24 protein-coding genes and 1 pseudogene are annotated in these 23,067 nt (G+C 53.6%); 18 read left to right on the top strand and 7 right to left on the bottom strand.

All coding sequences use genetic code 11. From position 1 onward, the window contains the following. Positions 1-95 precede the first annotated feature (95 nt). Positions 96-1,673, top strand: coding sequence for a glutamate--cysteine ligase (gshA, locus tag AC2IBB_RS32060; protein ID WP_486330681.1), 1,578 nt, complete (start codon positions 96-98; stop codon positions 1,671-1,673). Between the two features lie 433 nt (positions 1,674-2,106). Next, positions 2,107-2,304 carry a ribosome modulation factor gene (gene rmf / locus AC2IBB_RS32055; RefSeq protein ID WP_011400118.1) on the top strand — a complete coding sequence of 66 codons (198 nt, stop codon included), beginning with the start codon at positions 2,107-2,109 and terminating at the stop codon, positions 2,302-2,304. Between the two features lie 73 nt (positions 2,305-2,377). Here rmf and AC2IBB_RS32050 read toward each other — a convergent pair whose 3' ends face one another. After that, positions 2,378-2,806 carry a flagellar basal body-associated protein FliL gene (locus AC2IBB_RS32050; protein WP_486330680.1) on the bottom strand — a complete coding sequence of 143 codons (429 nt, stop codon included), beginning with the start codon at positions 2,804-2,806 and terminating at the stop codon, positions 2,378-2,380. Between the two features lie 155 nt (positions 2,807-2,961). Here AC2IBB_RS32050 and AC2IBB_RS32045 point away from each other — a divergent pair, with 155 nt between their 5' ends. From AC2IBB_RS32045 to AC2IBB_RS32035, 3 genes are all read left to right on the top strand, one after another. Further along, complete coding sequence (locus AC2IBB_RS32045; protein WP_486330679.1) at positions 2,962-3,459, top strand: disulfide bond formation protein B; 498 nt, start codon at positions 2,962-2,964, stop codon at positions 3,457-3,459. Between the two features lie 140 nt (positions 3,460-3,599). Further along, positions 3,600-4,073: a sigma D regulator gene (gene rsd / locus AC2IBB_RS32040; RefSeq protein WP_486330678.1), complete on the top strand. Its 474-nt coding sequence runs from the start codon at positions 3,600-3,602 to the stop codon at positions 4,071-4,073. 185 nt (positions 4,074-4,258) lie between these two features. Next, a complete protein-coding gene (locus AC2IBB_RS32035; RefSeq protein WP_486330677.1) occupies positions 4,259-5,200 on the top strand; it encodes a WD40 repeat domain-containing protein in 942 nt (313 codons plus the stop codon). A 5-nt stretch (positions 5,201-5,205) separates the two neighbouring features. On the opposite strand, the gene AC2IBB_RS32030 is transcribed toward AC2IBB_RS32035, so the two are convergent. Beyond that, on the bottom strand, positions 5,206-5,865 hold the full coding sequence (locus AC2IBB_RS32030) for a glutathione S-transferase family protein (protein WP_486330676.1): 660 nt from the start codon (positions 5,863-5,865) through the stop codon (positions 5,206-5,208). 43 nt (positions 5,866-5,908) lie between these two features. Continuing rightward, positions 5,909-6,517 carry a glutathione S-transferase family protein gene (locus AC2IBB_RS32025; RefSeq protein WP_486330675.1) on the bottom strand — a complete coding sequence of 203 codons (609 nt, stop codon included), beginning with the start codon at positions 6,515-6,517 and terminating at the stop codon, positions 5,909-5,911. Positions 6,518-6,651: 134 nt separating this feature from the next. Here AC2IBB_RS32025 and AC2IBB_RS32020 point away from each other — a divergent pair, with 134 nt between their 5' ends. The 7 genes from AC2IBB_RS32020 (at position 6,652) to AC2IBB_RS31990 (ending at position 12,858) form a co-directional block, all read left to right on the top strand. Continuing rightward, complete coding sequence (locus tag AC2IBB_RS32020) at positions 6,652-7,245, top strand: TetR/AcrR family transcriptional regulator (RefSeq protein WP_486330674.1); 594 nt, start codon at positions 6,652-6,654, stop codon at positions 7,243-7,245. 138 nt (positions 7,246-7,383) lie between these two features. Next, positions 7,384-7,929 carry a glycine zipper 2TM domain-containing protein gene (locus AC2IBB_RS32015; RefSeq protein ID WP_486330673.1) on the top strand — a complete coding sequence of 182 codons (546 nt, stop codon included), beginning with the start codon at positions 7,384-7,386 and terminating at the stop codon, positions 7,927-7,929. 36 nt (positions 7,930-7,965) lie between these two features. Continuing rightward, complete coding sequence (locus AC2IBB_RS32010; RefSeq protein WP_011400108.1) at positions 7,966-8,247, top strand: PepSY domain-containing protein; 282 nt, start codon at positions 7,966-7,968, stop codon at positions 8,245-8,247. A gap of 56 nt (positions 8,248-8,303) precedes the next feature. Then, positions 8,304-8,990, top strand: coding sequence for a response regulator transcription factor (locus AC2IBB_RS32005; RefSeq protein WP_486330672.1), 687 nt, complete (start codon positions 8,304-8,306; stop codon positions 8,988-8,990). Between the two features lie 5 nt (positions 8,991-8,995). After that, the gene (locus tag AC2IBB_RS32000; RefSeq protein WP_486330671.1) at positions 8,996-10,360 is read left to right on the top strand and encodes an ATP-binding protein; all 1,365 of its coding nucleotides are present in this window, start codon (positions 8,996-8,998) and stop codon (positions 10,358-10,360) included. A gap of 156 nt (positions 10,361-10,516) precedes the next feature. After that, positions 10,517-10,984 carry a Dps family protein gene (locus AC2IBB_RS31995; protein WP_486330670.1) on the top strand — a complete coding sequence of 156 codons (468 nt, stop codon included), beginning with the start codon at positions 10,517-10,519 and terminating at the stop codon, positions 10,982-10,984. A gap of 203 nt (positions 10,985-11,187) precedes the next feature. Beyond that, the gene (locus AC2IBB_RS31990; RefSeq protein ID WP_486330669.1) at positions 11,188-12,858 is read left to right on the top strand and encodes an alpha-amylase family glycosyl hydrolase; all 1,671 of its coding nucleotides are present in this window, start codon (positions 11,188-11,190) and stop codon (positions 12,856-12,858) included. 60 nt (positions 12,859-12,918) lie between these two features. Here the strand turns inward: AC2IBB_RS31990 and speA are convergent, their stop codons facing one another. Beyond that, positions 12,919-14,829 (bottom strand): biosynthetic arginine decarboxylase, encoded by a 1,911-nt coding sequence (gene speA / locus AC2IBB_RS31985; RefSeq protein ID WP_486330668.1) that lies wholly within the window; start codon positions 14,827-14,829, stop codon positions 12,919-12,921. 257 nt (positions 14,830-15,086) lie between these two features. On the opposite strand from speA, the gene speE reads away from it, so the two are divergent. The 4 genes from speE to AC2IBB_RS31965 all read left to right on the top strand — a co-directional run bounded on the left by speE (position 15,087) and on the right by AC2IBB_RS31965 (position 18,741). After that, positions 15,087-15,950 (top strand): polyamine aminopropyltransferase, encoded by an 864-nt coding sequence (gene speE / locus AC2IBB_RS31980; protein ID WP_486330667.1) that lies wholly within the window; start codon positions 15,087-15,089, stop codon positions 15,948-15,950. A 220-nt stretch (positions 15,951-16,170) separates the two neighbouring features. Then, positions 16,171-16,722 carry a bifunctional 3-hydroxydecanoyl-ACP dehydratase/trans-2-decenoyl-ACP isomerase gene (gene fabA / locus AC2IBB_RS31975; RefSeq protein ID WP_486330666.1) on the top strand — a complete coding sequence of 184 codons (552 nt, stop codon included), beginning with the start codon at positions 16,171-16,173 and terminating at the stop codon, positions 16,720-16,722. Between the two features lie 31 nt (positions 16,723-16,753). Beyond that, on the top strand, positions 16,754-17,968 hold the full coding sequence (gene fabB, locus AC2IBB_RS31970) for a beta-ketoacyl-ACP synthase I (RefSeq protein WP_486330665.1): 1,215 nt from the start codon (positions 16,754-16,756) through the stop codon (positions 17,966-17,968). Positions 17,969-18,303: 335 nt separating this feature from the next. Continuing rightward, on the top strand, positions 18,304-18,741 hold the full coding sequence (locus AC2IBB_RS31965) for a L,D-transpeptidase family protein (RefSeq protein WP_486330664.1): 438 nt from the start codon (positions 18,304-18,306) through the stop codon (positions 18,739-18,741). A 15-nt stretch (positions 18,742-18,756) separates the two neighbouring features. Here the strand turns inward: AC2IBB_RS31965 and AC2IBB_RS31960 are convergent, their stop codons facing one another. The 3 genes from AC2IBB_RS31960 to glnK all read right to left on the bottom strand — a co-directional run bounded on the left by AC2IBB_RS31960 (position 18,757) and on the right by glnK (position 20,849). Next, complete coding sequence (locus AC2IBB_RS31960) at positions 18,757-19,008, bottom strand: SemiSWEET transporter (protein WP_127973844.1); 252 nt, start codon at positions 19,006-19,008, stop codon at positions 18,757-18,759. A gap of 179 nt (positions 19,009-19,187) precedes the next feature. Further along, a complete protein-coding gene (locus AC2IBB_RS31955; protein ID WP_486330663.1) occupies positions 19,188-20,459 on the bottom strand; it encodes an ammonium transporter in 1,272 nt (423 codons plus the stop codon). A gap of 51 nt (positions 20,460-20,510) precedes the next feature. After that, positions 20,511-20,849, bottom strand: a complete 339-nt coding sequence (gene glnK / locus AC2IBB_RS31950) for a P-II family nitrogen regulator (RefSeq protein WP_011400096.1) — start codon at positions 20,847-20,849, stop codon at positions 20,511-20,513. A gap of 411 nt (positions 20,850-21,260) precedes the next feature. Between glnK and AC2IBB_RS31945 the strand changes: the two genes are divergently transcribed. Both AC2IBB_RS31945 and AC2IBB_RS31940 read left to right on the top strand, forming a co-directional pair. Then, positions 21,261-21,539 (top strand): accessory factor UbiK family protein, encoded by a 279-nt coding sequence (locus AC2IBB_RS31945; protein WP_486330662.1) that lies wholly within the window; start codon positions 21,261-21,263, stop codon positions 21,537-21,539. Positions 21,540-21,644: 105 nt separating this feature from the next. Further along, a pseudogene (locus AC2IBB_RS31940) lies at positions 21,645-22,688 on the top strand (YifB family Mg chelatase-like AAA ATPase); the annotation flags it as partial. Positions 22,689-23,067: the final 379 nt, after the last annotated feature.

Here is a 23,067-nt window from a genome sequence, read left to right as displayed (position 1 = left end):
GCGCGCTCTCTGTAGAATGCCGGGAGTGGCGCGGCGGCGAAGACGGGGAGGGTTGTCTCTCCCCCAATATTAGTTCCTGGAGCAAGGAATCGTGCATGAGTGAGAAGTTAGCAGCGCGCCTGGAAAAGTTGAGGCGTCGTCACCCCCAAGCGCTGGCGGATATCTACCGCGGCATAGAAAAGGAAGGACTGCGCGTAGACAGCAAGGGCTTCATCGCCCAAACCGACCACCCTCAGGCGTTGGGTTCTGCATTGACCCACCCGAATATCACCACGGATTATTCAGAAGCATTGCTGGAGTTGATTACGCCAGTGACCCGTGAGGTGGATGAACTGCTGACCTCTCTGCAGGAAATTCATCAGTTTGTGCACGCCAACCTGCCAGCGGGAGAGTTCCTGTGGGCGGGCAGTATGCCCAGTCTGCTGGATGGGGATGAGAGCATTCGCATCGCGGAATACGGCGAATCCAACCTGGGTAAGATCAAGCACGTCTATCGACGCGGTCTGGCCTATCGTTACGGGCGCATTATGCAGAGCATCGCTGGCGTGCATTTTAATTTTTCTTTAGGCGATGACTTCTGGCGCGCCTATCAAGAAGTTCTTGCGCAAAGCGCGCCGCTGCAGGAGTTCAAGTCCGAGAGTTACTTCTCGCTGATCCGTAACTTTCGTCGCTGGTCCTGGCTGCTGATGTATCTGTTTGGGGCTTCTCCGGCGCTGGATCGCAGCTTCCTTAGCGGTCGCGACCATAAACTGGATCAATTCGGGGTTGATACTCTGGGTTTGCCTGATGCGACCTCTTTGCGGATGAGCGATCTGGGGTATCAGAATAATGCGCAGTCGTCGCTGAAGATCTGTTTTAATCACCTCAACACATACGTCAAAACCCTGTATGACGCGACGCACACGCCGTTCCCCCGTTATGAGGCGATCGGCATGCAGCGGGATGGTGAGTTTATCCAGCTAAACACCAACCTGTTGCAGATTGAAAACGAGTACTACAACACCATCCGTCCCAAACGAGTGACTCAGAGCGGCGAGAAGCCGATACAGGCGCTCAAGCGTCGTGGCATTGAATACATCGAGGTGCGATGCCTTGATTTGGACCCGTTTTCACCAATCGGCGTGAGCGAGTCGCAAATCCGTTTTCTGGATGCATTTCTGTTGACCTGTCTGCTGTCCGACAGCGCCAAGATAGTGGATGAAGAGTGCTCGATTATCGAAGAGAACTTCCTGAACACCGTATCCCGCGGTCGCGCTGTGGACGCGGATTTAGTGCGTTTGCAGCAAAATGACTACGCTCAGAGCAGTCTGCCGAAATGGGCTCTGAGCATACTGGAGCAGGTTGAGCTGTGCGCCAGGGAGCTGGACGCCATTAAAGGCGGCGATCACTATACGGCTGCGGTGCAGGACGCCAGGGCTAAAGTGAATGATCCCAGTCTGACGCCCTCCGCACGCACCTATGCAGCGGTGTCCAGTGGCAAGGGCTACGTAGACTGGACTTTGGCGATGTCGCAGGCGCATCATCAGACACTGACCGCGAATCCGTTGTCTCCTGAGCGCATGCAGCACTATATTCGCGCCGGTGAACAATCCTGGGCCGACGAAAGAGCGCTGCGGGAAGCGGACAACCTGCCTTTCGACGCCTATTTGAAACAGTATCTGACGTACGTCTAACCATCTCTTATCTACTTTAAGCATGCCGGGACCGTGCAGGTCCCGGCTTGATTGACCTCTCCAGGCGCTGCGCTTTCTGGTTACCCTCGCTGAAATTGTCCGACCAGCCATCGCGTCAACCAGCGCACAATTCCGAGCCATTCACCTTGTTCTACTCCTTTTGGCGTGCTACTTTTTGCTGGCTGTAACATAAGTTTACAATTTGCTACACTTTTTGTGCATCAGAAGCTTTTTGTTATTGGTGTGTTGGATTATTGTTGTAATGTGACTAAGCCTATTGGCCTAATCCTGGTCGCGAAGTAGCCAATGAATGAGCTCGCAGCCAACTGAAACAGATTATCAAATGCGAAGTCTGCATCGCTGGCGGCGATATAACGATAAAAGCAAATCTGAACCATCAACTTAATTTGGCATGCGAATTGGGAGGCCGGGTATGGCCGCAGATCTATCTCTGAACTGGAATCTGGAAACGCTTAATAAAGCATATCAGCAAGGATATATGGCGGGCGTCTTAGGCATGGAGCGGGTCAAATGTCCGTATCGCGGAGAAGTCGTCATCGCGGCCTGGGAAGCGGGTTGGGAAGACGGCGCTCAGGCGGGCGATAAAAAAGGTAAGGCGAGAACGGCCTGAATCTGTTGAACCGAAGGGGCGCTGCCGACGACGTCGCGGATTGCGGCGATGTCGGAGTCCGGGCGTAACACGATCAGCGTTGCACTACGAAGTTGGTGAAAAGCAGGTCTTCGGCCATCTTGCCTCCAGACTCCTCCTGTAGAAAGTCCTGCAGCGCCTGTAGCGCTTCGGCTCGCAGTTGTTCCCGGCCCTCATTTGAGCCCATCACCTTCTCCGTTTGACGACTGAACATCAGCACCAGCAGGTTGCGTAGCGCCGGCATATGGTGTTCGACCGCCGCCGCCGCAGTGCGGGTGTTGACTCGTAAGGATACGTCTATTTTGGCGAACTTGAGTTTACTGCCGGGACCATCGTAGTTAAGCACGAACGATGGTTTCAGATCGATGTATTGCACCAGGTCGTCCTGACCCTCCGCGCGCGCGCCGGACGCCATCGCCAGGGCGATGATCGTCAGCAGAACAAGCAGACGGATATCGCGCGGAAAGGCGTGCTTGAGTACCATGGAAGGCGTCCTCTTGATTAAACTTTGGTTATTTCGAGCCTAGACAAGGCCTTGGAGAGCGTCAAATGGTTTTCGCGTCTTGCAAGCAAAGTTTATTCTCAGCAAAATCGAAACCCGTTTTGACAAGCTACTCTACCAGGAGAACAGGAGATCTCATGCCCGCATGGCTCACCAACCGAACGATTTACTTCCTGTGTTTTCTGGCGATCGCCGGATTGATGGGATTCGCTTTCTACCTGCAATATGTGGAAGACCTTGAGCCTTGTCCGTTGTGCATGGCGCAGCGCATAGCGTTTGTTTTGGCGGGACTGGTGTTTCTGGCTGCGGCGCTGCATAACCCGAAAAGCAAGGGAACCACTGTTTACACGATCCTGGGGTGGGTGACGACCCTGGGCGGCGCGGCTTTGGCGACGCGTCAGTTATGGTTGCAGAGTCTGCCGGCGGATCAGGTGCCGGCCTGTGGCCCCGGTTTGGAATATATGTTTCAGGCGTTCCCGTTCTCGGAAGTATTGACGATGATGTTGACTGGCACTGGCGAATGCGCTGAGGTGCAGTGGACTTTTCTCGGCTTGAGCATTCCTGGCTGGACGCTGGTCGCCTTCATTGGCTTTACCGTCGTCTGGGCCTTTGCATGGGTGCGCAGGGCGCGCTGAGGGCGGTTTGGTAAAACATTGAAAAAGGAATTCGGTACGCTTGTTTAGCAAACGAGTGATCGCGTATAGTTGAAAGCCACTATTAAAAATACTTATAACACTAACGGCTAGCACAGATAGATAGAGATAAGGGTGAGGTCATGCTGGAAAATTGCCAAAACGCCAAAGAGCGATGGGGTGGCGTCAGTGAAATAATCGACCGCTGGCTTAAGGAAAGGCAGGACCTGATCGTGCGTTATTGCGATCTGGTCGGCAAGAGCAAGTTTGAAGATGTGGAATCTGCGGTAAAAAACTTTAAGACGTTCTGCCAGGTGCTGTTGGATTACGTGTCTGCAGGCCACTTTGAGGTGTACGAGCAATTAATCGAAGAAGCCCGTGAATTTAACGACGGCGGTATGGAGCTGGTGAAGGAGCTGTTTCCGAAAATCCAGGCCACTACTGAAGCGGCGCTGGACTATAATGACCGGTATGATAAAACGCCGGAAGAACTGGCGGAATTGAACGCGCTGTTGCCTGAACTCTCCAAATTGGGCGAACGTCTAGAAGAGCGCTTCGAACTGGAAGATATGCTGATCGAAAAACTGCATAACGCTCACGCTGACCAAGTCGCCTGAACGGGCCCAAGTCATGAAAGCCGGTCGCCATAGGCGGTCGGCTTGTTCTAACCTGTTAATTTTCCACAAATAATTTTGCCTATCCCATAAGGTTGTCTAAACTTCCTTAATCAACCTTGAATTCAGCTTCAACCATCTTACTCAGTATGCGCGTCCCAAGGACTTATCTGTGGAAACTCCTGCCGTTGATTATATCAGCCAGTACGCTGCTTTCCGGCTGTGGCGGCAAAGGACCTGAAAGCTCTCTTAAAGTGGCGCAGCAAGGGCTTCTTAGTGGCTCTCTCTCGGCGGAAGCCAGCTATGCGCTGATAGGCTCCGTCCATCATGGGGGCAGCCTGTGGGCGCTGGACAAGAACGAACGTCTTTACAACTGGAATCATCAACAGGGAGAGTTCAGCACCATTCGCGCGGTGGCGATGGCGGACGACGCCAAACTGGCGATCACCGCAGTGGATGCAGACCTGGCGGTATGGAATGTAGTGGATGGACATTCCCTCAACTTCTGGCGCGCGCCGGATAAGGTCTCCACTCTCGCGATTGGACCGAATAACCAATACGCTTTGCTCGGCATGCGCAGCAACCAGGCGGTGTATTTTGACATACAAAGAGGCCAGTCCCGTTATGAATTTCCCCATAAAGCGGAAGTGACGTCGGTGGACATCTCCGGCGACAATCGGTGGGCGATCACAGGTTCGGATGACCAGAGTGCGAGACTATGGCGCTTGGACACAGGCGCTTTGATGCATACATTCGCCCACTCTAATCAGGTGAAGACGGTCGCACTTTCCAACGATGGCGCCTTGGCTTTCTCCGCGGCGCAGAGAGAGGACGCTGTTATCTGGGACGCTATCAGCGGCGACGCCAAGGCTAAGTTATCCTACCGCTATGAGAACTTCACCAGCGCCCGATTTTCCGCTGACGGACGTCGTCTATTGCTAGGAACTTTCCGCGGCGATATTTACCTCGTTGACGCAGTGAATGGCGACGAAATCGGGTTCTGGTCCGCCAAGGCCAGACGTCTATGGGGCCCCGCCAGCAGCGGGGCGGTATTGGATATGGCGTTCGCCGCTAACGGAGACGTGATCGCGATTACGTCCGACGGGATGCTGGAGCGCTTCAAGCTCTAGACCCGTCACCTCACAAGGATGGACTGCACGCCTTTCACCACCTCTTCCGGCTCTGCGCGCCTGGGAATTTCTATACCTTTCTGTGCTGCAGGCCGAGCGGCGATTTCCTGCACCCAGCGCGTGAGATGGGAGAAATCAGCGATTTCGACGCCAGACCAGTTATGTGTGCGCACCCAGGCCCAATTGGCGATGTCGGCGATGGAATAGTCATCCACCAGAAACTGATGATTCGCCAAATGCCCGTCCAGAACGCCAAAAAGCCGTTTAACTTCATTTTGATAGCGGTCGATAGCAGGCTGCAGTTTTTCCGGGAAATAACGGAAGAACACGTTGGCTTGCCCCATCATGGGTCCAATGCCTCCCATTTGAAACATCAGCCATTGTAGAACCTGTGACCGCCGCTTGGCGTCCGTGGGGTAAAACTTACCTGACTTCTCGCCCAGATAAACCAGAATAGCGCCGGACTCGAATACCACAAAGTCATCATTTTCCCGGTCCACGATAGTGGGGATGCGTCCATTAGGATTCAGCTTCAAGTACTCCGGCTTCTTCTGCACGCCGGAGCTCAGGTCGATTGCGATCACTGTGTAGGGAAGTTCCATTTCTTCCAGGGCGATGCTGATTTTATGCCCGTTGGGAGTGGCGGCGGTATACAGGTCTATCATGAAATTGCTCCTTGTGCGCCGCTTTTGTGACGGCGCTCGCTGTTTAGGCTTTGCTGGAGGGCCGCGCTGCGACCGCGTCATACCAGCGCTGCAAGTGGCTATGCTCCGGCTGAATTCGCTGTTGGATGACCTTGGCGAAGTCCACCGTACAGAACGCACTGATATCGGCGATGCTGCAGTAATCACCGGCCAGATAGGCGTTATGCTCAAAATGGTTGTTCAACAGATTGAAAAATTTGCCTGACTTTTCGCGGCATAGCTCGCCCCACTCGGGAACCTGGCGCTTGAGTCCTTTGAAATACTCGGACGTATTTTGGAAACACATGCCGGTGGGAAACATGAAATAAAAATCGCAGCGCCTGATCCACATTTCAACAATGGCCTTTTCTTTGGCGTCTCGTCCAAACAGGGGCGGTTCAGTTTGAAGTTCTTCGAAGTAGCGGCAAATGGCGATGGATTCCGACAAGTGGGAGCCATCGTCAAGCTCCAGCACCGGGAGCAGGCCCAGCGCATTCTTCTGTTTGAATTCAGGGCTGTGTTGTTCTCCTTTCTGAATGTCGACTTCGACATACTCCATCGCAATGTTTTTTTCCGCCAGGAAAATTCTTACTCTACGAGGGTTGGGCGCGATCCGTGCCTGATATATTTTCATTGTTTCGCCTTTTATTTTTGACTGATCGTTTAGAAATATAGATTTTTTCTGAACGTTCAGTCAAGAACTGTTTATAATATGAACGACCTCTGTTTGCTAATCTGTTTAAGAGTCTGAGAAATCAGAAAAGTTTAATGGGAAGACCTACCGCCTTTGACCCACAAGAAAAACTGCATATCGCCATGAAGCTGTTCTGGCGGCAGGGTTTCGAAGCCACCTCATTACAGCAGTTATGCGATGAGTTGGAACTGAACCGCTTTAGCATATACAACACTTTCGGCGACAAGCGAGCGTTGTTTCATCTGACGTTGGATCATTATTTAAATACAGTGATTCGGCGTATTGCTGCGCCTTTGCTGTGCGACGAGGCCGAGTTGGACGCCGTCGTGGAGTATCTGGCGGGATTGAGCGCAGGACTTTGCAGCGAAGGCGGCCGGGTAGGCTGCTATGTTCAGAATGCCGGCTCTGAAATGGGAGGCGTGGATGAGCTGGTGCAGAAAAAAGTGGATGACTGGCTGCGTCAGCTGGAATTGCTATTGGCTCAGGCTTTGATTCGCGCTCAAGATAATAACGGCATACGTGTGGATATTGATCCAGAAGCCGCCGCCTGTTATCTGGTAAGCGTTACCCAGGGGCTGATCGCTTTGCGCCGCACTTGCAGTCGGCAGTGCCGGGTGGAGAATGCTTTCAAATTCCTGATACAGGAAGTAAGAGGATGGGCGATATAGCGCCGCTTAGGGTGGTTAATAATTAAACTCCTGTTCATAGGGTAAGCGGCGGGTGAAATTTGTTGGCGCAAGTTCAGTTAGCATTCAGGTTGACCGCATTAATCTGAACCCATCAGATAAGCGCAAGGAGATTCACTCATGAAAATCAAAACTCTGGCCATCGCCGCACTTTCAGTTACATTGGCCACGCCGGCCTTTGCTGGCGGTCGTCATCACCGCGGCGGCGCTGAATATGATTACGCTAAAGTGGTGGATGTAGAGCCTATCACTAAATCCGTTGAGCATCGTACGCCTCGCGAGTCCTGCTGGACTGAGCAGGTTCGCCACGAAGCGCCGCGTCAGTCTTCCGATTCTTATACCGGCACTATCCTGGGGGGCGTAATCGGTGGAGCCATCGGTAATGCGGTAGGGCATAAGAAACGCAACAAGCAGGTTGGAACCGCAGTCGGCGCGATTTTGGGCGCGTCCATCGGGCATGACATTTCCAACCGGGGATCAACCTCTCATTCCCAGTCTTACTACACTAATGAAAGACGTTGCGAAACCACCTACGACGTGGAATATGTGCAGGAGACTATGGGATACTGGGTGACCTATAAGTATCAGGGACGCGAATACCGCACCCGCATGGACCAGTACCCGGGTGACCGCATTCGTATCAGAGTGACTGTGGAGCCCGCCTGATTGGTTGGCGGGCGGCCCTCTACGAGAAGCTGAACCATGACCAGAACATTGCTCTTAACATCCATTTTACTGACAGCCTGGCTACATACCCCGGCTGCGTTGGCCGCCCCGGCCTTCGGTTATTCACCCTCGCAAGCGGATACACTATTGCTGGCGGACGTGAGTGAGCAGGACGCCGCCAGTCTCGTGCGTCAGGTAAGTGGGGGACGGGTGCTGAAAGTTGAGTCCCAGGGCGATGTCTATCGGGTGAAAGTTTTGCTTCCCAACGGAGTGGTGAAAACCTACGTAGTTGAGCGCAGTTCGGGAAGAGTCAGCTAACGGGGTGTCGACTCCGACAAAGCGACAGGGTATTAGGAAGTTAGCGGGAATCAAGCATGCGAATACTATTGGTCGAAGACGAAGCGTTGTTACGTGGCCAATTACGGGACGAACTGGTGAAACATGGCTACGCTGTAGACACGGCGGAAGATGGCGAGGTCGCCGCTTATCTGGGTAAAGAAAACCCTTATGACCTTGCCGTCGTCGACCTGGGTCTGCCCAAACGCACCGGCCTGGAGGTGATCCAGGAGTGGCGCGGCATGGGCAAGGAATTCCCCATTCTTATTCTTACCGCGCGCGGCCACTGGCAGGATAAAGTCAGCGGCCTGGAGGCTGGCGCTGACGACTATCTGGTGAAGCCTTTTCACGTCGCCGAATTAATGGCGCGACTGGGCGCTCTGCTGAGGCGCTCTTCCGGGTTCAGCAGTCCAGTGATTCAGGCGGGTCCCATGACCCTGGACACCCGCGCCAAGCTGGTGCAAATCGACGGCTCCGCCTTGGAGCTGACCGCCTACGAATACAACACGCTTGAATATCTGGTGCATCGCGCCGGGCAGGCAGTATCCAAAACTGAATTAACCGAGCATTTATACGCGCAGGACTTTGATCGTGACAGCAATGTCATCGAGGTATTTATCGGCCGCTTACGCAAAAAGCTGGACCCGGATGGGGTCAACAAACCGATCACCACCTTGCGCGGCCAGGGCTACCGGTTTAACTGGCCGCCGCAGAAGACCGCCTGATCACTGTGCGGCGGCTCTCACTTCGCACCCGCTTCTGGCTGCTCACCCTGGTCATTCCCTTTTTCGTGGTATCGGCGGGGTGGGTTGTTTACGTCGCTTATCAGGAGAGCCTGGAACGGGCGCATCTCGATCGCCTTAGCGCGCACCTCTATTTATTACTGGCGGCGGCGGAGCCTTCGGGCGACAGCCTGCACTTACCGGAAGAACTTCAAGAGAGTCGGTTTAATCAGGCCCAATCGGGTCTGGTCGCTGTTGTGCGTAACAGCGACGGCTTTATCGTCTGGCAATCCCGCTCAAGTTTAGGCCTTCCACAGACCTTACCCTGGCTGGCGCCGGAAACGGAGCCGGGTCGAATTTCCCATCGGCGCGTAGACGCCAGACCAGGCTATCTGCAGGTACAACTGCCTGCGCTGTTCGCCGTGGACAGCAGTCTTGTTGAAAACGGCTTTCGTCGCTATGTATTCGAGGTTTGGCAGCAGGCTTCTTTGCTGGAACAGGAGTCGCGTTCATTCACTACAACTCTCTCTATTGGTTTGGTGATTGTCACAATAGCCTTGTGCGCTATCGTTGCATTGTTTCTGAGTTGGGCGCTGCGCCCTTTGCAAAATGTGACTCGGGAATTGGGGGCGATTGAAAAAGGTGAAATGGACACACTGTCGGAAAACTATCCGAAAGAAATCGCCGCGCTGACTCACGCACTGAATACCGTCCTGGATGTGGAGCGGCGACAACGGGAACGGTATCGCAACAGTCTCGGAGATTTGGCGCATAGTCTGAAGACGCCGCTGGCGGTGCTGCGCGGCGCCATTGAGATGAATGAGGAAGAACGTCGGCGCACTCTGGGGGAGCAGGTGGCGCGTATGGATGACGTTGTGACCTATCAGCTCAAGCGCGCCAGCGCCGGAGGAGAGGGCGTCTGGCATAAACCGACGTCTATCCTGCCCCTGGTCAATCGCGTTACGTCCGTTTTACAGAAAGTCTATGCTGACAGAGGCTTATATTGTGACGTCGACGTACCCGAAGATGTGGCGTTTCTCGCGGATGAAGCGGACTTGATGGAAATGCTGGGCAATTTGATCGATAACGCTTTTAAATACGGCGATGCGGAAGTGTCTATTCATGCTTCCGGTGAAGTGGACGGTTTCGTGACGCTGTCGATCAGCAATGATGGCCCCGGCATTCCCGCGCAAGACTGGGACAAGGCGCTACAGCGTGGCGTGCGCCTGGATAGTCGCCCGATTGGTCAGGGCATTGGGCTTTCCGTCGTGCGGGAGCTGGTGGAAAGCTATCGTGGCGAACTGAAGCTGGCTTCGGGCGTCAGTGACGGTGTGACGATTGAAATGATCATGCCCGGGCGGGTTGTTAGCTGAGTCGCTGATCGGCTATAACATGGCGGCGGAAACGGACTACTTAATGGTTGTATAGTTAAAATCAATCAGGATTTTAGTTTTAATAAAATTTATTGCTTATTGGGTTGGGCTTATTATCTTTCCAACTACTTTAAGTAACCAGGAAAGGAGACGACCATGTCGGATATCAATATCGGATTAACTGAAAACGCCCGTCAGAATATCGCGCACTCATTATCCAGGTTGCTGGCGGACAGCTACACCCTGTACCTGAAAACACAGAACTTCCATTGGAACGTCACCGGCCCCCGGTTTCAGGAAGTACACGCCCTGACGGAAATGCACTACACGGACCTGGCGGCCGCCATTGACGCTATCGCCGAACGTATTCGCGCTCTGGGCGAATTCGCCCCCGGCAGCTACTCCAGCTACCAGAAACTGGCGACGTTGAAGGAAGAGGCTGGCGTGCCTGCGGCGAATGAAATGCTGGCGGTGCTGGCGAAAGACCACGAGCAGATCGCCAGGAATATCCGTGAAGCGTTGCCAGCGGCCCAAGAGGCGACGGATGAAAGCTCTGCGTCACTGCTTTCCGACCGCTTGAGCGTGCATGAGAAGACTGCCTGGATGTTGCGCAGCATGGTTTGATCGCTCAGCTCCTCTCCCTGCAAAGAGAGGGAGGAGCATCCCTCCCTCTTTCTACGCCCCATTCTCGTCCCCCCGGAAGGATAAATTTTCGTTTGATAGGTGATATTACTTAACGCCATATCATGGGCGGCTGTCTTGCGCTGTGCAATCTTGGCGGACGACAGCCCGCGCCTTAGGTCGAGAATAAAAACGGGGAAGCACTCATGCAGTTGAACAAAGCGGCGGCCTTTTTGTCGTTCAGCGTTTTATTAGCCGGATGCAGCGGTGGCGGCGGAAGCAGTTCTGGCGGCTCCACGCCTGTCGAACCAGATTATCAGCCATACGCCTGTAATCAGGAAATTTACGATCAAGCCAAAGCATTACGCATCTATCAGGTGATGGTGGAGTCGTTTATCGATGGCGACCTGAACGCCAATTACGGCGCGGGCTACGGAAGCAGTCATCATCGCGGCGATCTGCAGGGCATTATCGACTCTCTGGACTACATCAAAAATCTAGGCATGAATGCGATCTGGTTGACCCCGGTGTTTCAAAGCTCCTCTATCTCCGGCCAGGATGAATGGGCGGATCGTCTCGATGCGACAGGCTATTTCACCAGCGACTATTTTTCCATAGACCCTAATTTCGGCACGATGGCGCAAGCCCGGGAGCTGGTGGAGCAAGCGCACGCGCGCGGCATCTATGTCTTCTTTGACGGCGTCTTTGGCCATTTTAAGAGTAATGCCGGCGACTTCCCTTCACCGCAAGGACGTGTGGTCAGCGATAATGGCGTCGCCCAGGCGGGGACGGGGAGAGAAGCGGTTTACCCCGACGATCTGGATTTCTTCAAGGAAGTCGCCGCCTATTGGGTGACAGAACTGAAGATAGACGGATGGCGTTTGGATCAGGCTTATCAGGTTCCGACAGGCGCCTGGGGAGAGATCCGAAAGTCTGTGGAGAACGCTTCAAAAAGCGTGACTTACACCATGAACGGAGAGCAGGTAAACCCGTTGGGCTATATGGTGGGCGAAGTCTGGAAAAGCGAGGCTGAAATTGCTGCGCAGGCATATGGTTCAGAAGCGCAGCCAGGCTTGTGCTCCTCTTTTGATTTCCCCATGCGCTATCGAATTGTCCAGACGCTAGGGGTCGAAGAGAGTGGGCATCGCGCCGCCGCTGTTGCAACGCTTAAGGAAGGATACGCCACCCAGGCGGCCTATCCGGCGCATGCGTTGCCTAATGGCTTCCTGGGCAATCATGATCTGGTGCGCTTTGGCGACTTGCTGCAGCGGGGCGAAATCGCCAATCCGGGTGAGGATCGTTATGTCGATTTACACAAAGCGGCCTACAGCTTCCTCGCCGCATACACCGGCCCTATTACCTTGTACTACGGAGACGAAATTGGCGATGAAGTGGCCGGCTTCTCGGATCGCGTCGCATGCGAGTCTGACAATGGCGCAGGCGCCAAAGCCGGTTTGTGCGACGACCATGTCGCTCGTTCCAGCGCCAAGGTGGAAGGTTTGCCGAGTGGGGAAGACGGCGCGATATTTGCGGCTGACGCCAAGCAGTCGGAAATCCGTGACTACATTCGTGACCTGATGGCGGTGCGCGCCGCCCATCCAGCCCTGTACGCGGGAACGCGGGCATCGGTCAACCATGCCCAGTCCGGCAAAGTCTATGTCGACCGCAAACAGGCGGGTAGTGAAGTTGTGCTATATCTACTGAATATTACTGGCGATCCGGTCACTGTTGAGCTTGAGGGAACGACTATTGGTAGTGCAGGGAATTTGAAAGATCTGATGAGTGATGAGGAAGTTGCTCTATTGTCGGGATATCACAGCGTTGTCGTGCAGCCATACAGCGCGCGCTTTATGTTGGTGGCTGCGCCATCGCGATAAATCGTCGCCACCTGGTTTGGGGTAACCGTTTTTTCGGTCCGGTTACCCCAGGTTTGCGGTTTACTCTTCCAGGTAGGTGTAGCCGGTCAGGCCCGCCTTCAGTTCCTGCAGATAATCCTGCTTTTGCTGCTCCTGTAAATCCGACGCCGCCATCTTGTCTTCGAAAGCGCGCAATAATTGCTCCGGTTCGAAGTTAACGTAGCGCAGCACTTTGTCGACCGTATCACCGCTGATGGGGTGTTGTAGGGACAGGTCGCCCCGCTCATCCAGGCACACGTCCACGGAGTCGGTGTCGCCGAACAAATTGTGCATGTCGCCGAGAATTTCCTGATAAGCGCCCACCAGGAAAAATCCGAGAAGGAAAGGCTGATCTTTTTCAGGCTCGGGAATCGGCAGTGTGGTTTCAATGCCGTGACTATCTACATATTGATCGATGCGCCCATCGGAGTCGCAGGTGATGTCCTGAATGACCCCGCGTCGTGTTGGGCGCTTGTGCAGACCGCTTAGCGGGAGTATCGGGAAGATCTGGTCAATGCCCCAGATATCCGGCAGCGACTGGAACAGAGAAAAGTTCACGAACAGTTTGTCCGCCAGCTTCTCGTTAAGCTCGTCGTATATTTCCCGGTGCGCGCGGATTTCAGGTTGCAGGTGCTCACGGATATACAGGCACAACGCCTGATAGATAGTCTCGGCCTGGGCTCGGTCGTTCAGGCTTAACACGCCATGAATGAAAAGGGTTTGCGCTTCCTGCAAAGCATGGGCGGCGTCGTGGTAAATCTCGATGACCGAACGGCGATTATTGCGGTCTTTCAGCGCCTCCAGGTCCTGCCATAAGTCGCGAACGACAGATGGAGAGTCTGCATCCGGTTGTTTGACCGCATCCGGCTGCGCCACGCTCTCTCTGTCTATGACGTCAGTGATCAACACGGCGTGATGGGCGGTGATGGCGCGGCCGGATTCAGTAATCACATTCGGATGAGGGATGCCTTCGCGGTCGCACTCTTCTTTGATCGTACGCAGAACGTGGAAGGCGTACTCATGTACGCTGTAGTTAACCGAACAGGCGCTGCGGGAGCGAGTGCCTTCGTAGTCGATGCCCAGACCGCCGCCAACGTCGACGATCTTCACGTCAGCCCCCTGGCGACGAAGCTCGCCATAAAAGCGCGCGCACTCACGCAATCCTGTCTGTATATCCCGGATATTGGCGATTTGTGAACCGAGGTGGAAGTGCAGTAACTGGAGAGACTCCAATGCGTTGGCTTGTTTCAGCGTGTTCAGCACCTGCAGAATTTGCACGGAAGACAGGCCGAATTTCGACTTCTCTCCGCCGGTATTCTGCCAATTGCCTTTGCCTATTGAGGCCAGCCGGGCGCGTACGCCGATGCGCGGCGTCACGCCCATATTGCGGCTTTCTTCCAGCACGTAAGTCAGTTCATTCAGCTTTTCGACCACGATATAAACTTTGTAGCCCATCTGCTGACCCAGCAAGGCGAGACGGATGAACTCACGGTCTTTGTAGCCGTTGCAGACAATAGTGGCGCCGGGGTTGCTCATAGCCAGCACGGCTATCAGCTCAGGCTTGCTGCCCGCCTCCAGACCGATCTGGCCATTGGCGGCGGCGGGTTGCGCGGCGACGATTTCTTCAATGACGCGACGCTGCTGGTTCACTTTGACTGGATAGACCGCGGTATAGCGGCCTGAATAGGCCAGTTGCTCCGCGGCGCGATTAAACGCCTCGCACAAATGATTGACCCTGTGATGCAGAATATCCGCAAAACGCACCAATACCGGCAGCCCAAGATTAGCGGCGCGGACTTGTTGGGCGAGCCCTTTTAGACTCACGCTGGCGCTGTGTTCTGAGCCTTTAGGGCGGATGATAACGTCGCCATCGGCGTCAACATCTATATAGCCGTCACCCCAGAATGGGATGTTGTAGGTGGACAGTGCGTGATCGCGGGTCCAATCTTCCATCAATGCGTCTCCTCGGCAATATGCCCCCGGATAAAGTGTTAAAGTTATCGTCAAGGGGCGACATTTTAAAGCAAGCGGAATCAGTAGCGTTAATAAGATGTTAGCTTTACGTTTGGGCATAGTTTCATGGGGGCCGAGAAACCTAGGCGGTCCCCAAAATTATGCTGTGATCTTCGCGCCTTACGCCTACAATAGGCTGCTTTAGCCGCAGGCGCATAGCGCCGACAGAAATTTAATCGAATCATTGGGAGAAAATAATGAGCGAGCAGATCCCCGGGTGGTTTACCGAAATCTTTCAGGACCAGGGCACCGGGTTTTCCCTCAAAGTCAAAAACAAACTGCACGAAGAGCAGAGCCAGTATCAAAAGATTGAAATCTTTGAGACGGAAACCTTCGGTAATCTGATGGTGTTGGACGGTTGCGTCATGCTGACAGACCGTGACAATTTCCTCTACCACGAAATGATGACCCACCCCGCGCTGTTCACTCATCAGGCGCCGAAGAAAGTCGTAATTGTTGGCGGCGGCGATTGCGGCACATTGAAAGAAGTGCTCAAACACCCTGGCGTTGAAGAAGCCTGGCAGGTTGAAATCGACGAGCGCGTCACCCGCGTCGCAGAGGAGTATTTCCCTGACCTGTGCACCGCTAACAATGATCCACGCGCCAACTTTTTCTTTGGTGACGGCATCAAGTGGATCGCCGACGCGCCCTTGGAGTCCATCGACCTGATTATCGTCGACTCCACCGACCCGGTTGGACCTGCGGAAGGCCTGTTCGCTGTCGACTTTTACCGCAACTGTTTCATGGCCCTGCGCGAAGGCGGCATGATCGTGCAGCAGACAGAGTCCCCACTGTTGCACACGGCCAGCATTATTAAAAAAGTGCATGAAGACATGCGTCAGGCGGGCTTCGATGGCGTCAAAACCCTGCCTTTCCCGCAGCCTGTATACCCCACTGGCTGGTGGAGTTGCACTATGGCTGGCAAGGGCAAGAAGCTGGAATATTTCCGTGAGGAAGATGCGGCGGAGCGTCCTTTCGTCACTCGCTACTACAATGCGGAAGTACACAAAGCGGCCTTGGCTTTGCCTGAATTCATGAAGAATGAACTTGACTTCGATTAGTCCTAACGTTTATTTCTATACATCTGTATTTTAATGCGCAAGGCCAGATTCTATAAGGGAATCCGGCCTTCCGAACAGGGTGCGAACCTACCTTTGTCCAATAGACGTACTTTTTTCGGGCGCACTAACATGCAAACCATAACTCCTGTCAAGAAACGGCAACACAGCCGGTATATGGTTGGCAGGCTATTGGACGTGAATAGAAATCGGAGTTAACTGCGTGCACGCAATAGCAGAAAACCATGGAGTGAAAGCTTCATATACGAAAGAAGAACTTCAAGCCTGCGGACAGGGACGGTTATTTGGCGAAGGCGCTGCGAAACTTCCCGTAGATCAGATGTTGATGGTCGACCGGGTGTCTCTTATCTCTGCGGAAGGCGGAGCATACGGTCACGGGACCGTGCGTGCGCAGTTGGATATCAATCCGGATCTGTGGTTTTTCAAATGTCATTTCGTTGGCGATCCGGTCATGCCAGGTTGCCTCGGGTTGGACGCCATGTGGCAGCTGGTTGGCTTTTTCCTGGCGTGGAAAGGTCACAAGGGATTGGGCCGGGCGCTGGGAGTCGGCGAAGTTAAATTTACCGGTCAGGTGTTGCCGTCCGCAAAATCCGTCGAGTATGTTCTCGATATCAAAAGAGTAATCGCTCGTAAGTTAATTATGGCCTTGGCTGATGGAACCGTGTATGTCGACGGCAAAGCCATTTATACTGCCAAGGATTTACGAGTGGGCTTGTTTGACCCCGCCGCCATGAGCGGTGCGGAAATCAAATAAGTTATCCTTTGCAAATGTAAGAGGTTTCTGAATGAAACGCGCCGTCATAACCGGAATGGGAATCGTATCCTGCTTGGGCAACTCCAAAGAGGAGGTGGCTGAGTCACTGAAAGCTGGCCGCTCAGGCATTCGGTTTAACGAAAGCTATAAAGAAGCGGGCTTGAGAAGTCAGGTCAGTGGCAGCGTCCAGATCGATTTCGCTGAACACATCGACCGCAAGCATCTGCGCTTCATGGGCGACGCGGCTGCGTACGCCTACATCGCCATGAATCAGGCCATCACAGACGCCAAAATAGACGAAGAGCTGTTGAGCAGCACTCGCACTGGCATCGTGATGGGCTCTGGCGGAGCCTCCACCAGTAACGTCGTCGAATCCGTCGATATTCTGCGTGAGAAAGGCGTCAAGCGTGTGGGACCTTATCGCGTACCCCGCACTATGAACAGTTCTGTAAACGCCTGTTTGTCCACCGCATTCAAAATCCGCGGCGTTAACTACTCCATTACTTCCGCTTGCGCGACCGCCGCTCACTGTATCGGTCACGCCTGGGAACAAATTCAGTTGGGCAAGCAAGACGTCGTATTCGCTGGCGGCGGTGAAGAAGAGCATTGGAGCCTGGCGGTTCTATTCGACGCTATGGGCGCGTTGTCCAGCAAGTACAACGACGATCCTTCCCGCGCTTCACGTCCATACTGCTCCACCCGTGATGGCTTTGTCATCGCTGGCGGCGGCGCGGTTGTCGTCGTAGAAGAGCTGGAGCATGCGCTGCGTCGCGGCGCGCCGATCTACGCTGAGTTGGTGGGCTACGGCGCCACTTCCGATGGCGAAGACATGGTGGCTCCATCTGGAGAAGGCGCTGTACGCTGTATCCATCAGGCGCTGTCTACCGTAAATACGCCGGTAGACTACGTCAATACTCACGGCACCAGTACGCCAGTCGGCGATATCATTGAACTGAAAGCGGTAAAAGAAGCCTTTGGCGACAATCTGCCGCGCATCAGCTCCACTAAGTCGCTGTCCGGCCACTCTTTGGGGGTTGCTGGTGTACACGAAGCCATCTACTGCTTGTTGATGATGGAAGGTGGTTTCATTGCGCCTTCACGTCACATCGAAGCGCTGGATGAAAGAGCCGCAGGCTTCCCGATCGTAACTGAGCCTACGGACGCTGAGTTGAATACCGTTCTGAGCAACAGCTTCGGCTTCGGCGGCACTAATGCCTGTTTGGCGTTCAGCAAGTACAAAAGCTGATTCCAGACTCCGCGAAGCGATAAAAAACCTGCGCTTGGCGCAGGTTTTTTTATGTCTGATTTCTGGCATTTACTTCAATGACTTGTTGGCATCCCTTTAATAGTGTTGTAAAAACGCATCACATGCACGGCTGATATACAAACGGATGTCCTTGGTCACAGTTCGAATCTGTGCAGGATTCTCATGTTTGCTATGCTGTTTATTAAGCGTCGTCCAATAAATTTCTAAAGGGTCTCATGCGGAAAGGTCTACTATTTCTAGCGAGTTGTCTTGCTGTTTGCAGTGTTTGGGCTGAGCCTGCGCAAACATCGTTAGCGTTGTCTGAATCCGCCTATATGGCTCCACTTGTGGACAAAGTGCAGGTAAAGAAGGCCTCTAGACTTTTAATACTGCTGAAAGAAGGGAAGCCTCTACGGGTATATCCCATCGCGCTGGGCGATAAGCCGCTTGGACATAAGCAATTTGAAGGGGATGAGCGCACGCCTGAAGGCACCTACTCTCTTGATTGGCGTAACCCTAACAGCGCTTTCCATAAGTCTATTCACGTCTCTTACCCTAATGACCAGGATATTGAGTACGCAAGAAGCCAAGGGAGAGAGCCTGGAGGAATGATCATGATCCATGGTTGGCCTAATGATTTTAATCATGACCGTGACAGTATCTGGCTTTACGAGTTTGATTGGACGGATGGATGCATTGCCGTTAACAATCAGGCGATGGATGAGATCTGGTCTTTGGTGCCGGACGGCACGCCCATCGAAATTCTGCCTTAAATGAAGGCGCAGCGCTTAGCCGTGCTTCAGCTTTAGCGCCAGCACGGTGGACGCCAGCGCTAGCGTCAGCGTGTTTGCGATTATGATTGGCCACGCGACCATCATGATCCCATAAAGCAGCCACAGAAAGACGCCCAACGTAAAAATGCTATACATCCCGAGTGAGATGCCGGATGTGTTTTTCGTTTTCAGCGTTTGCCTCACCTGGGGCAGGAACGCCAGTGTGGTGAGCAGCGCCGCCAGTGTGCCGATGATGGATGCTAACATCTTATTAACCCTATAGAATTGCGCGCATTTTAATCACGCTGTCAGGCAGCGTAACTAGGGGAAAATATGTACGCCCCGACGTTATGTCTGGGGGCGCAGGCTTCTCATAACGCCAGTATCCTGCTCACACGAAAAAGGGCCGCCGAATGGCAGCCCCTTACTAAGGTCGCTTTGCGAGATCAGTCGCGGGTGAATTCAGGATAAGCTTCCATTCCACATTCCGCCAGATCCACGCCTTCATATTCTTCTTCTTCACTGACGCGGATGCCCATGATCACTTTGATCAGACCCCACACGACCAAGCTGGTTGTGAATACCCATCCGAAAATGGTAAGCGCGCCAGCCAACTGAGCCAGGAAGCTGACATCCGTAGTGAAAGGCACTACCAGCAGACCCAGTAGACCACAAGCGCCGTGTACGGAGATTGCGCCAACAGGGTCGTCGATTTTCAGTTTATCCAGCGTCACGATGGAGAATACGACCAGTACGCCTGCGACCACGCCAATCAATGAGGAGGCGACAGGGGACGGCGCGTCAGGATTGGCGGTGATTGCCACCAGACCGGCCAGTGCGCCATTCAGAAGCATGGTCAGATCTGCTTTGCCAAACAACAGGCGAGCGGTGATCAGAGCGGCTATCGCGCCGGTGGCCGCTGCGGCGTTGGTGTTCAGGAATACGATGGCGACGGAGTTGGCGTTGCCGATGTCGCCCAGTTTTAATACTGAGCCGCCGTTAAAGCCGAACCAGCCCATCCACAGGATGAAGGTGCCCAGTGTGGCCATTGGCAGGTTGGCGCCGGGGATTGCGTTAACTTGTCCGTTAGGACCGTATTTGCCTTTACGTGGGCCAAGCAGCAATACGCCAGCCAGAGCCGCCGCAGCGCCAGCCAAGTGGACGATACCGGAGCCCGCGAAGTCTTTGAAGCCCATTTCATCAAGACTATACAGTCCGAATACTGGTTGAGTTCCCCAAGTCCAGGAGCCTTCCATCGGATAGATGAATGCTGTCATCACTACAGCGAAAGCCAGGAACGCCCATAGTTTCATACGCTCTGCGACAGCGCCGGATACGATAGACATGGCGGTTGCGACAAACACAACCTGGAAGAAAAAGTCGGATGCGCCAGAGTAGATGGCGGCGCCTGAGAACCCACCATCGCGTTCTGCGAAAGCATTCAAGGTGTCATCGACATAGGTGTCGCCGGGCATGACGCCGGTCAGGAAATATCCGCCGCTGCCATACATGATTTCATAGCCACAGATCAGATACATGATGCAGGCAATGGCGTAGAGGGCGACGTTTTTGGTAAGAATTTCAGTGGTGTTTTTGGCGCGCACCAAGCCTGATTCCAACATCGCGAAACCGGCGGCCATCCACATGACCAGGGCGCCCATTACAAGAAAATAAAAGGTATCTAATGCATATTGTAAGTGAAAAACATTGTTTTCCATGAAAAGCCCTCCGCACTAGGCTTGTCAGTTACCAGTTGTTGTTAGTTTTGGTTAAATCGCGTCTGTACCAGTCTCGCCGGTCCTTATGCGGATGGCTTGTTGCAGATCCACTACAAAGATCTTGCCGTCGCCGATCTTGCCGGTGTTGGCGGCTTTGGTGATGGCCTCTACGACTTGATCGAGCAGGTCGTCGCCGATAGCGACTTCGATTTTCACCTTAGGGAGAAAATCGACGACATACTCTGCGCCACGGTACAGTTCGGTGTGGCCTTTTTGACGTCCGAACCCTTTTACTTCGGTCACGGTCACGCCCTGAACGCCAATCTCGGAGAGTGCTTCACGCACATCATCCAGCTTGAATGGCTTGATAATGGCAGTTACCAGTTTCATTTTTTTCTCCTTTGTATCTACCCGCCTGTTATAGAAATCGCACAATCAGCAAGCTCAACCACGCACAAAAATATGTGCGGAATTTGTGCGTGATGTAGCATCTGCTGTGCCAATGATAAAAAATTTATTTAAAACAGTTAACTAGATGAATATTTCTTACCTTATGAAAAAACCAGGGCACAATTATAGCGCAGCACGCCCCTGTTTGAGGTTAAATGGCGCCCGCAGCTGGTGCGCATTTATGAAAGTGCACAAACTTTGTGCAAAAAAGCAGATGAGCAACGTTATAAACGGGATTTTTTGTCATATTCACTTCGGTTCGATAGCCAGTAGCGGGAAACGGAGAGGATTCCATAAACAAACCAGAATCGCCGTGGTACAATCGCCGCTCCGAAAAACGGAGGGCTTTCCATGTCGGTATCACCAGTAGATTTGCTTAACGCGTTTAACCAGCACTTCGGGCAGTTTCTGCCGGATGTCGCCAAATCGGCGCAGGAAGATGTGCAGCAGCAGGCCAAGGCGGCTTTATCCAGCATCATTTCCAAGCTGGACTTGGTGACCCGGGAAGAGTTCGATGTGCAATTGGAAGTATTGCGCCGCACCCGCGAGAAACTGGACAGTCTGGAAAAACGCGTGGTTGAGCTTGAGGCGGCGCTGCAAGCCAAGACAGAGCAAGGCGAACAAGCCTAACAGGCTTTTTTATTAGCCGGCGATGATAATCAGGTCGCCGGTCTCGTTTTAATATCTACATATTAGCGCCTCAGGAACGAGGCTGTATTTATCCAAGGAGGGAGTATGTCACTCGCAATCGTCAACACTCGCGCAAAACTTGGCGTGGAAGCGCCGCTGGTAAAGGTCGAAGCCCATCTGTCCAATGGTTTGCCAGCCCTGTCCATCGTCGGATTACCTGAAGCTGCGGTCAAAGAAAGCAAAGACCGAGTCAGGAGCGCACTGCTTAATAGTGGCTTCGAGTTTCCCGCCCGCCGAATTACTATCAACTTGGCGCCTGCGGATCTTCCCAAAGAGGGGGGCCGTTATGATCTTGCAATCGCAATAGGCGTATTGGCTGCCTCGGGACAATTACCGGAAGAGGCGCTTGCCGGATATGAGTTTTATGGCGAACTGGCGCTTTCCGGGGAGTTGCGTCCTGTGGCCGGAATGTTGCCTGCGGCTCTCCGCTGCTCTCAGGCCGGGGCCAAAATTGTCCTGCCGCCGCAAAATGCACAAGAGGCCAGCTTAGTGTCCGCATTGGAAGTATTTGCGCCAGCTACGTTGGGCCAGCTGGCGGCTTTTCTGCTGGGACATGAGCGCATGACGCCGGTACGCCAGCTGAAGCCCTCGGCGCAAAGGCTTAAAGCCCCTGACATGGCGGATATCAAGGGACAGTTTCAAGCAAAGCGGGCGTTGGAAATCGCAGCGGCGGGTAATCACAATATGTTGATGTTTGGCCCGCCAGGTACGGGCAAAACCATGTTAGCGTCGCGATTGGTGGGGATTCTTCCAGAACTGACGGAAATGGAGGCGCTGGAAACTGCGGCGGTTAACTCTGTGGCGGGCGTCGCTCTGGATCTGTTGCAATGGCGGCAGCGCCGCTTCCGTACGCCTCATCATACCGCTTCAGCAGTGGCGTTGGTGGGAGGCGGTTCAAACCCTAAACCAGGTGAAATTTCTCTGGCCCACAATAGCGTACTTTTCCTTGATGAGTTACCGGAGTTCGACCGCAAAGTGCTGGAAGTGCTGCGAGAGCCGATGGAGTCTGGAGAAATCGTGATATCAAGAGCGGCGCAACAAACCACGTTTCCTGCGCGCTTCCAGCTTATTGCGGCCATGAATCCATGTTGATGCGTTGCCAAAGTGCCAGCGTTTTGGGAAGTGCTATTGCACTTTGGGGTGGGGGTTGGAGCGTAGTAGAGTTCGATCTCAACTTCCTCCTTGCCGATGATTAGGCGGTCGGTAACTGCTTCGACAATCTGCCGTTTGTCGTCGCTGGTGAGATTGTCCCAGTGGGCGTATAAGTCTTGCGCGTGATCGACAATCTCGTTTTGTGAGATTTGGGTGATCTTCAGAAAATCGACTTCTGCTTGGAGTTGCGGCAGCTCTGCATCAATTTGTTCCAGGCGTTCTTGAAGTGGCTTATAGCGCTCTCCAAAACCTCGCTTATCAATTCCTCCTTCTTGATACAGTTCGTATAGTTTGTCTGTTCGCGCCACAACTTTCT

Source organism: Hahella sp. NS-SX17 (genome assembly GCF_057367735.1).
Note: the sequence above shows the minus strand (reverse complement) of the source record. Positions and strands in the feature narration are given on the sequence as shown.

Bases quoted from the DNA above. Each gene is read 5' to 3' on its own strand.
- AC2IBB_RS32025 (WP_486330675.1), bottom strand. From the start codon at position 6,517: ATGAAAATATATCAGGCACGGATCGCGCCCAACCCTCGTAGAGTAAGA.
- glnK (WP_011400096.1), bottom strand. From the start codon at position 20,849: ATGAAACTGGTAACTGCCATTATCAAGCCATTCAAGCTGGATGATGTG.
- rsd (WP_486330678.1), top strand. From the start codon at position 3,600: ATGCTGGAAAATTGCCAAAACGCCAAAGAGCGATGGGGTGGCGTCAGT.
- AC2IBB_RS32045 (WP_486330679.1), top strand. From the start codon at position 2,962: ATGCCCGCATGGCTCACCAACCGAACGATTTACTTCCTGTGTTTTCTG.
- AC2IBB_RS32050 (WP_486330680.1), bottom strand. From the start codon at position 2,806: ATGGTACTCAAGCACGCCTTTCCGCGCGATATCCGTCTGCTTGTTCTG.
- AC2IBB_RS31990 (WP_486330669.1), top strand. From the start codon at position 11,188: ATGCAGTTGAACAAAGCGGCGGCCTTTTTGTCGTTCAGCGTTTTATTA.
- gshA (WP_486330681.1), top strand. From the start codon at position 96: ATGAGTGAGAAGTTAGCAGCGCGCCTGGAAAAGTTGAGGCGTCGTCAC.
- AC2IBB_RS32030 (WP_486330676.1), bottom strand. From the start codon at position 5,865: ATGATAGACCTGTATACCGCCGCCACTCCCAACGGGCATAAAATCAGC.
- AC2IBB_RS31960 (WP_127973844.1), bottom strand. From the start codon at position 19,008: ATGTTAGCATCCATCATCGGCACACTGGCGGCGCTGCTCACCACACTG.
- rmf (WP_011400118.1), top strand. From the start codon at position 2,107: ATGGCCGCAGATCTATCTCTGAACTGGAATCTGGAAACGCTTAATAAA.
- AC2IBB_RS32015 (WP_486330673.1), top strand. From the start codon at position 7,384: ATGAAAATCAAAACTCTGGCCATCGCCGCACTTTCAGTTACATTGGCC.
- AC2IBB_RS31995 (WP_486330670.1), top strand. From the start codon at position 10,517: ATGTCGGATATCAATATCGGATTAACTGAAAACGCCCGTCAGAATATC.
- AC2IBB_RS31955 (WP_486330663.1), bottom strand. From the start codon at position 20,459: ATGGAAAACAATGTTTTTCACTTACAATATGCATTAGATACCTTTTAT.
- speA (WP_486330668.1), bottom strand. From the start codon at position 14,829: ATGGAAGATTGGACCCGCGATCACGCACTGTCCACCTACAACATCCCA.
- speE (WP_486330667.1), top strand. From the start codon at position 15,087: ATGAGCGAGCAGATCCCCGGGTGGTTTACCGAAATCTTTCAGGACCAG.
- AC2IBB_RS32010 (WP_011400108.1), top strand. From the start codon at position 7,966: ATGACCAGAACATTGCTCTTAACATCCATTTTACTGACAGCCTGGCTA.
- AC2IBB_RS32005 (WP_486330672.1), top strand. From the start codon at position 8,304: ATGCGAATACTATTGGTCGAAGACGAAGCGTTGTTACGTGGCCAATTA.
- AC2IBB_RS32020 (WP_486330674.1), top strand. From the start codon at position 6,652: ATGGGAAGACCTACCGCCTTTGACCCACAAGAAAAACTGCATATCGCC.
- fabB (WP_486330665.1), top strand. From the start codon at position 16,754: ATGAAACGCGCCGTCATAACCGGAATGGGAATCGTATCCTGCTTGGGC.
- AC2IBB_RS31945 (WP_486330662.1), top strand. From the start codon at position 21,261: ATGTCGGTATCACCAGTAGATTTGCTTAACGCGTTTAACCAGCACTTC.
- AC2IBB_RS31965 (WP_486330664.1), top strand. From the start codon at position 18,304: ATGGCTCCACTTGTGGACAAAGTGCAGGTAAAGAAGGCCTCTAGACTT.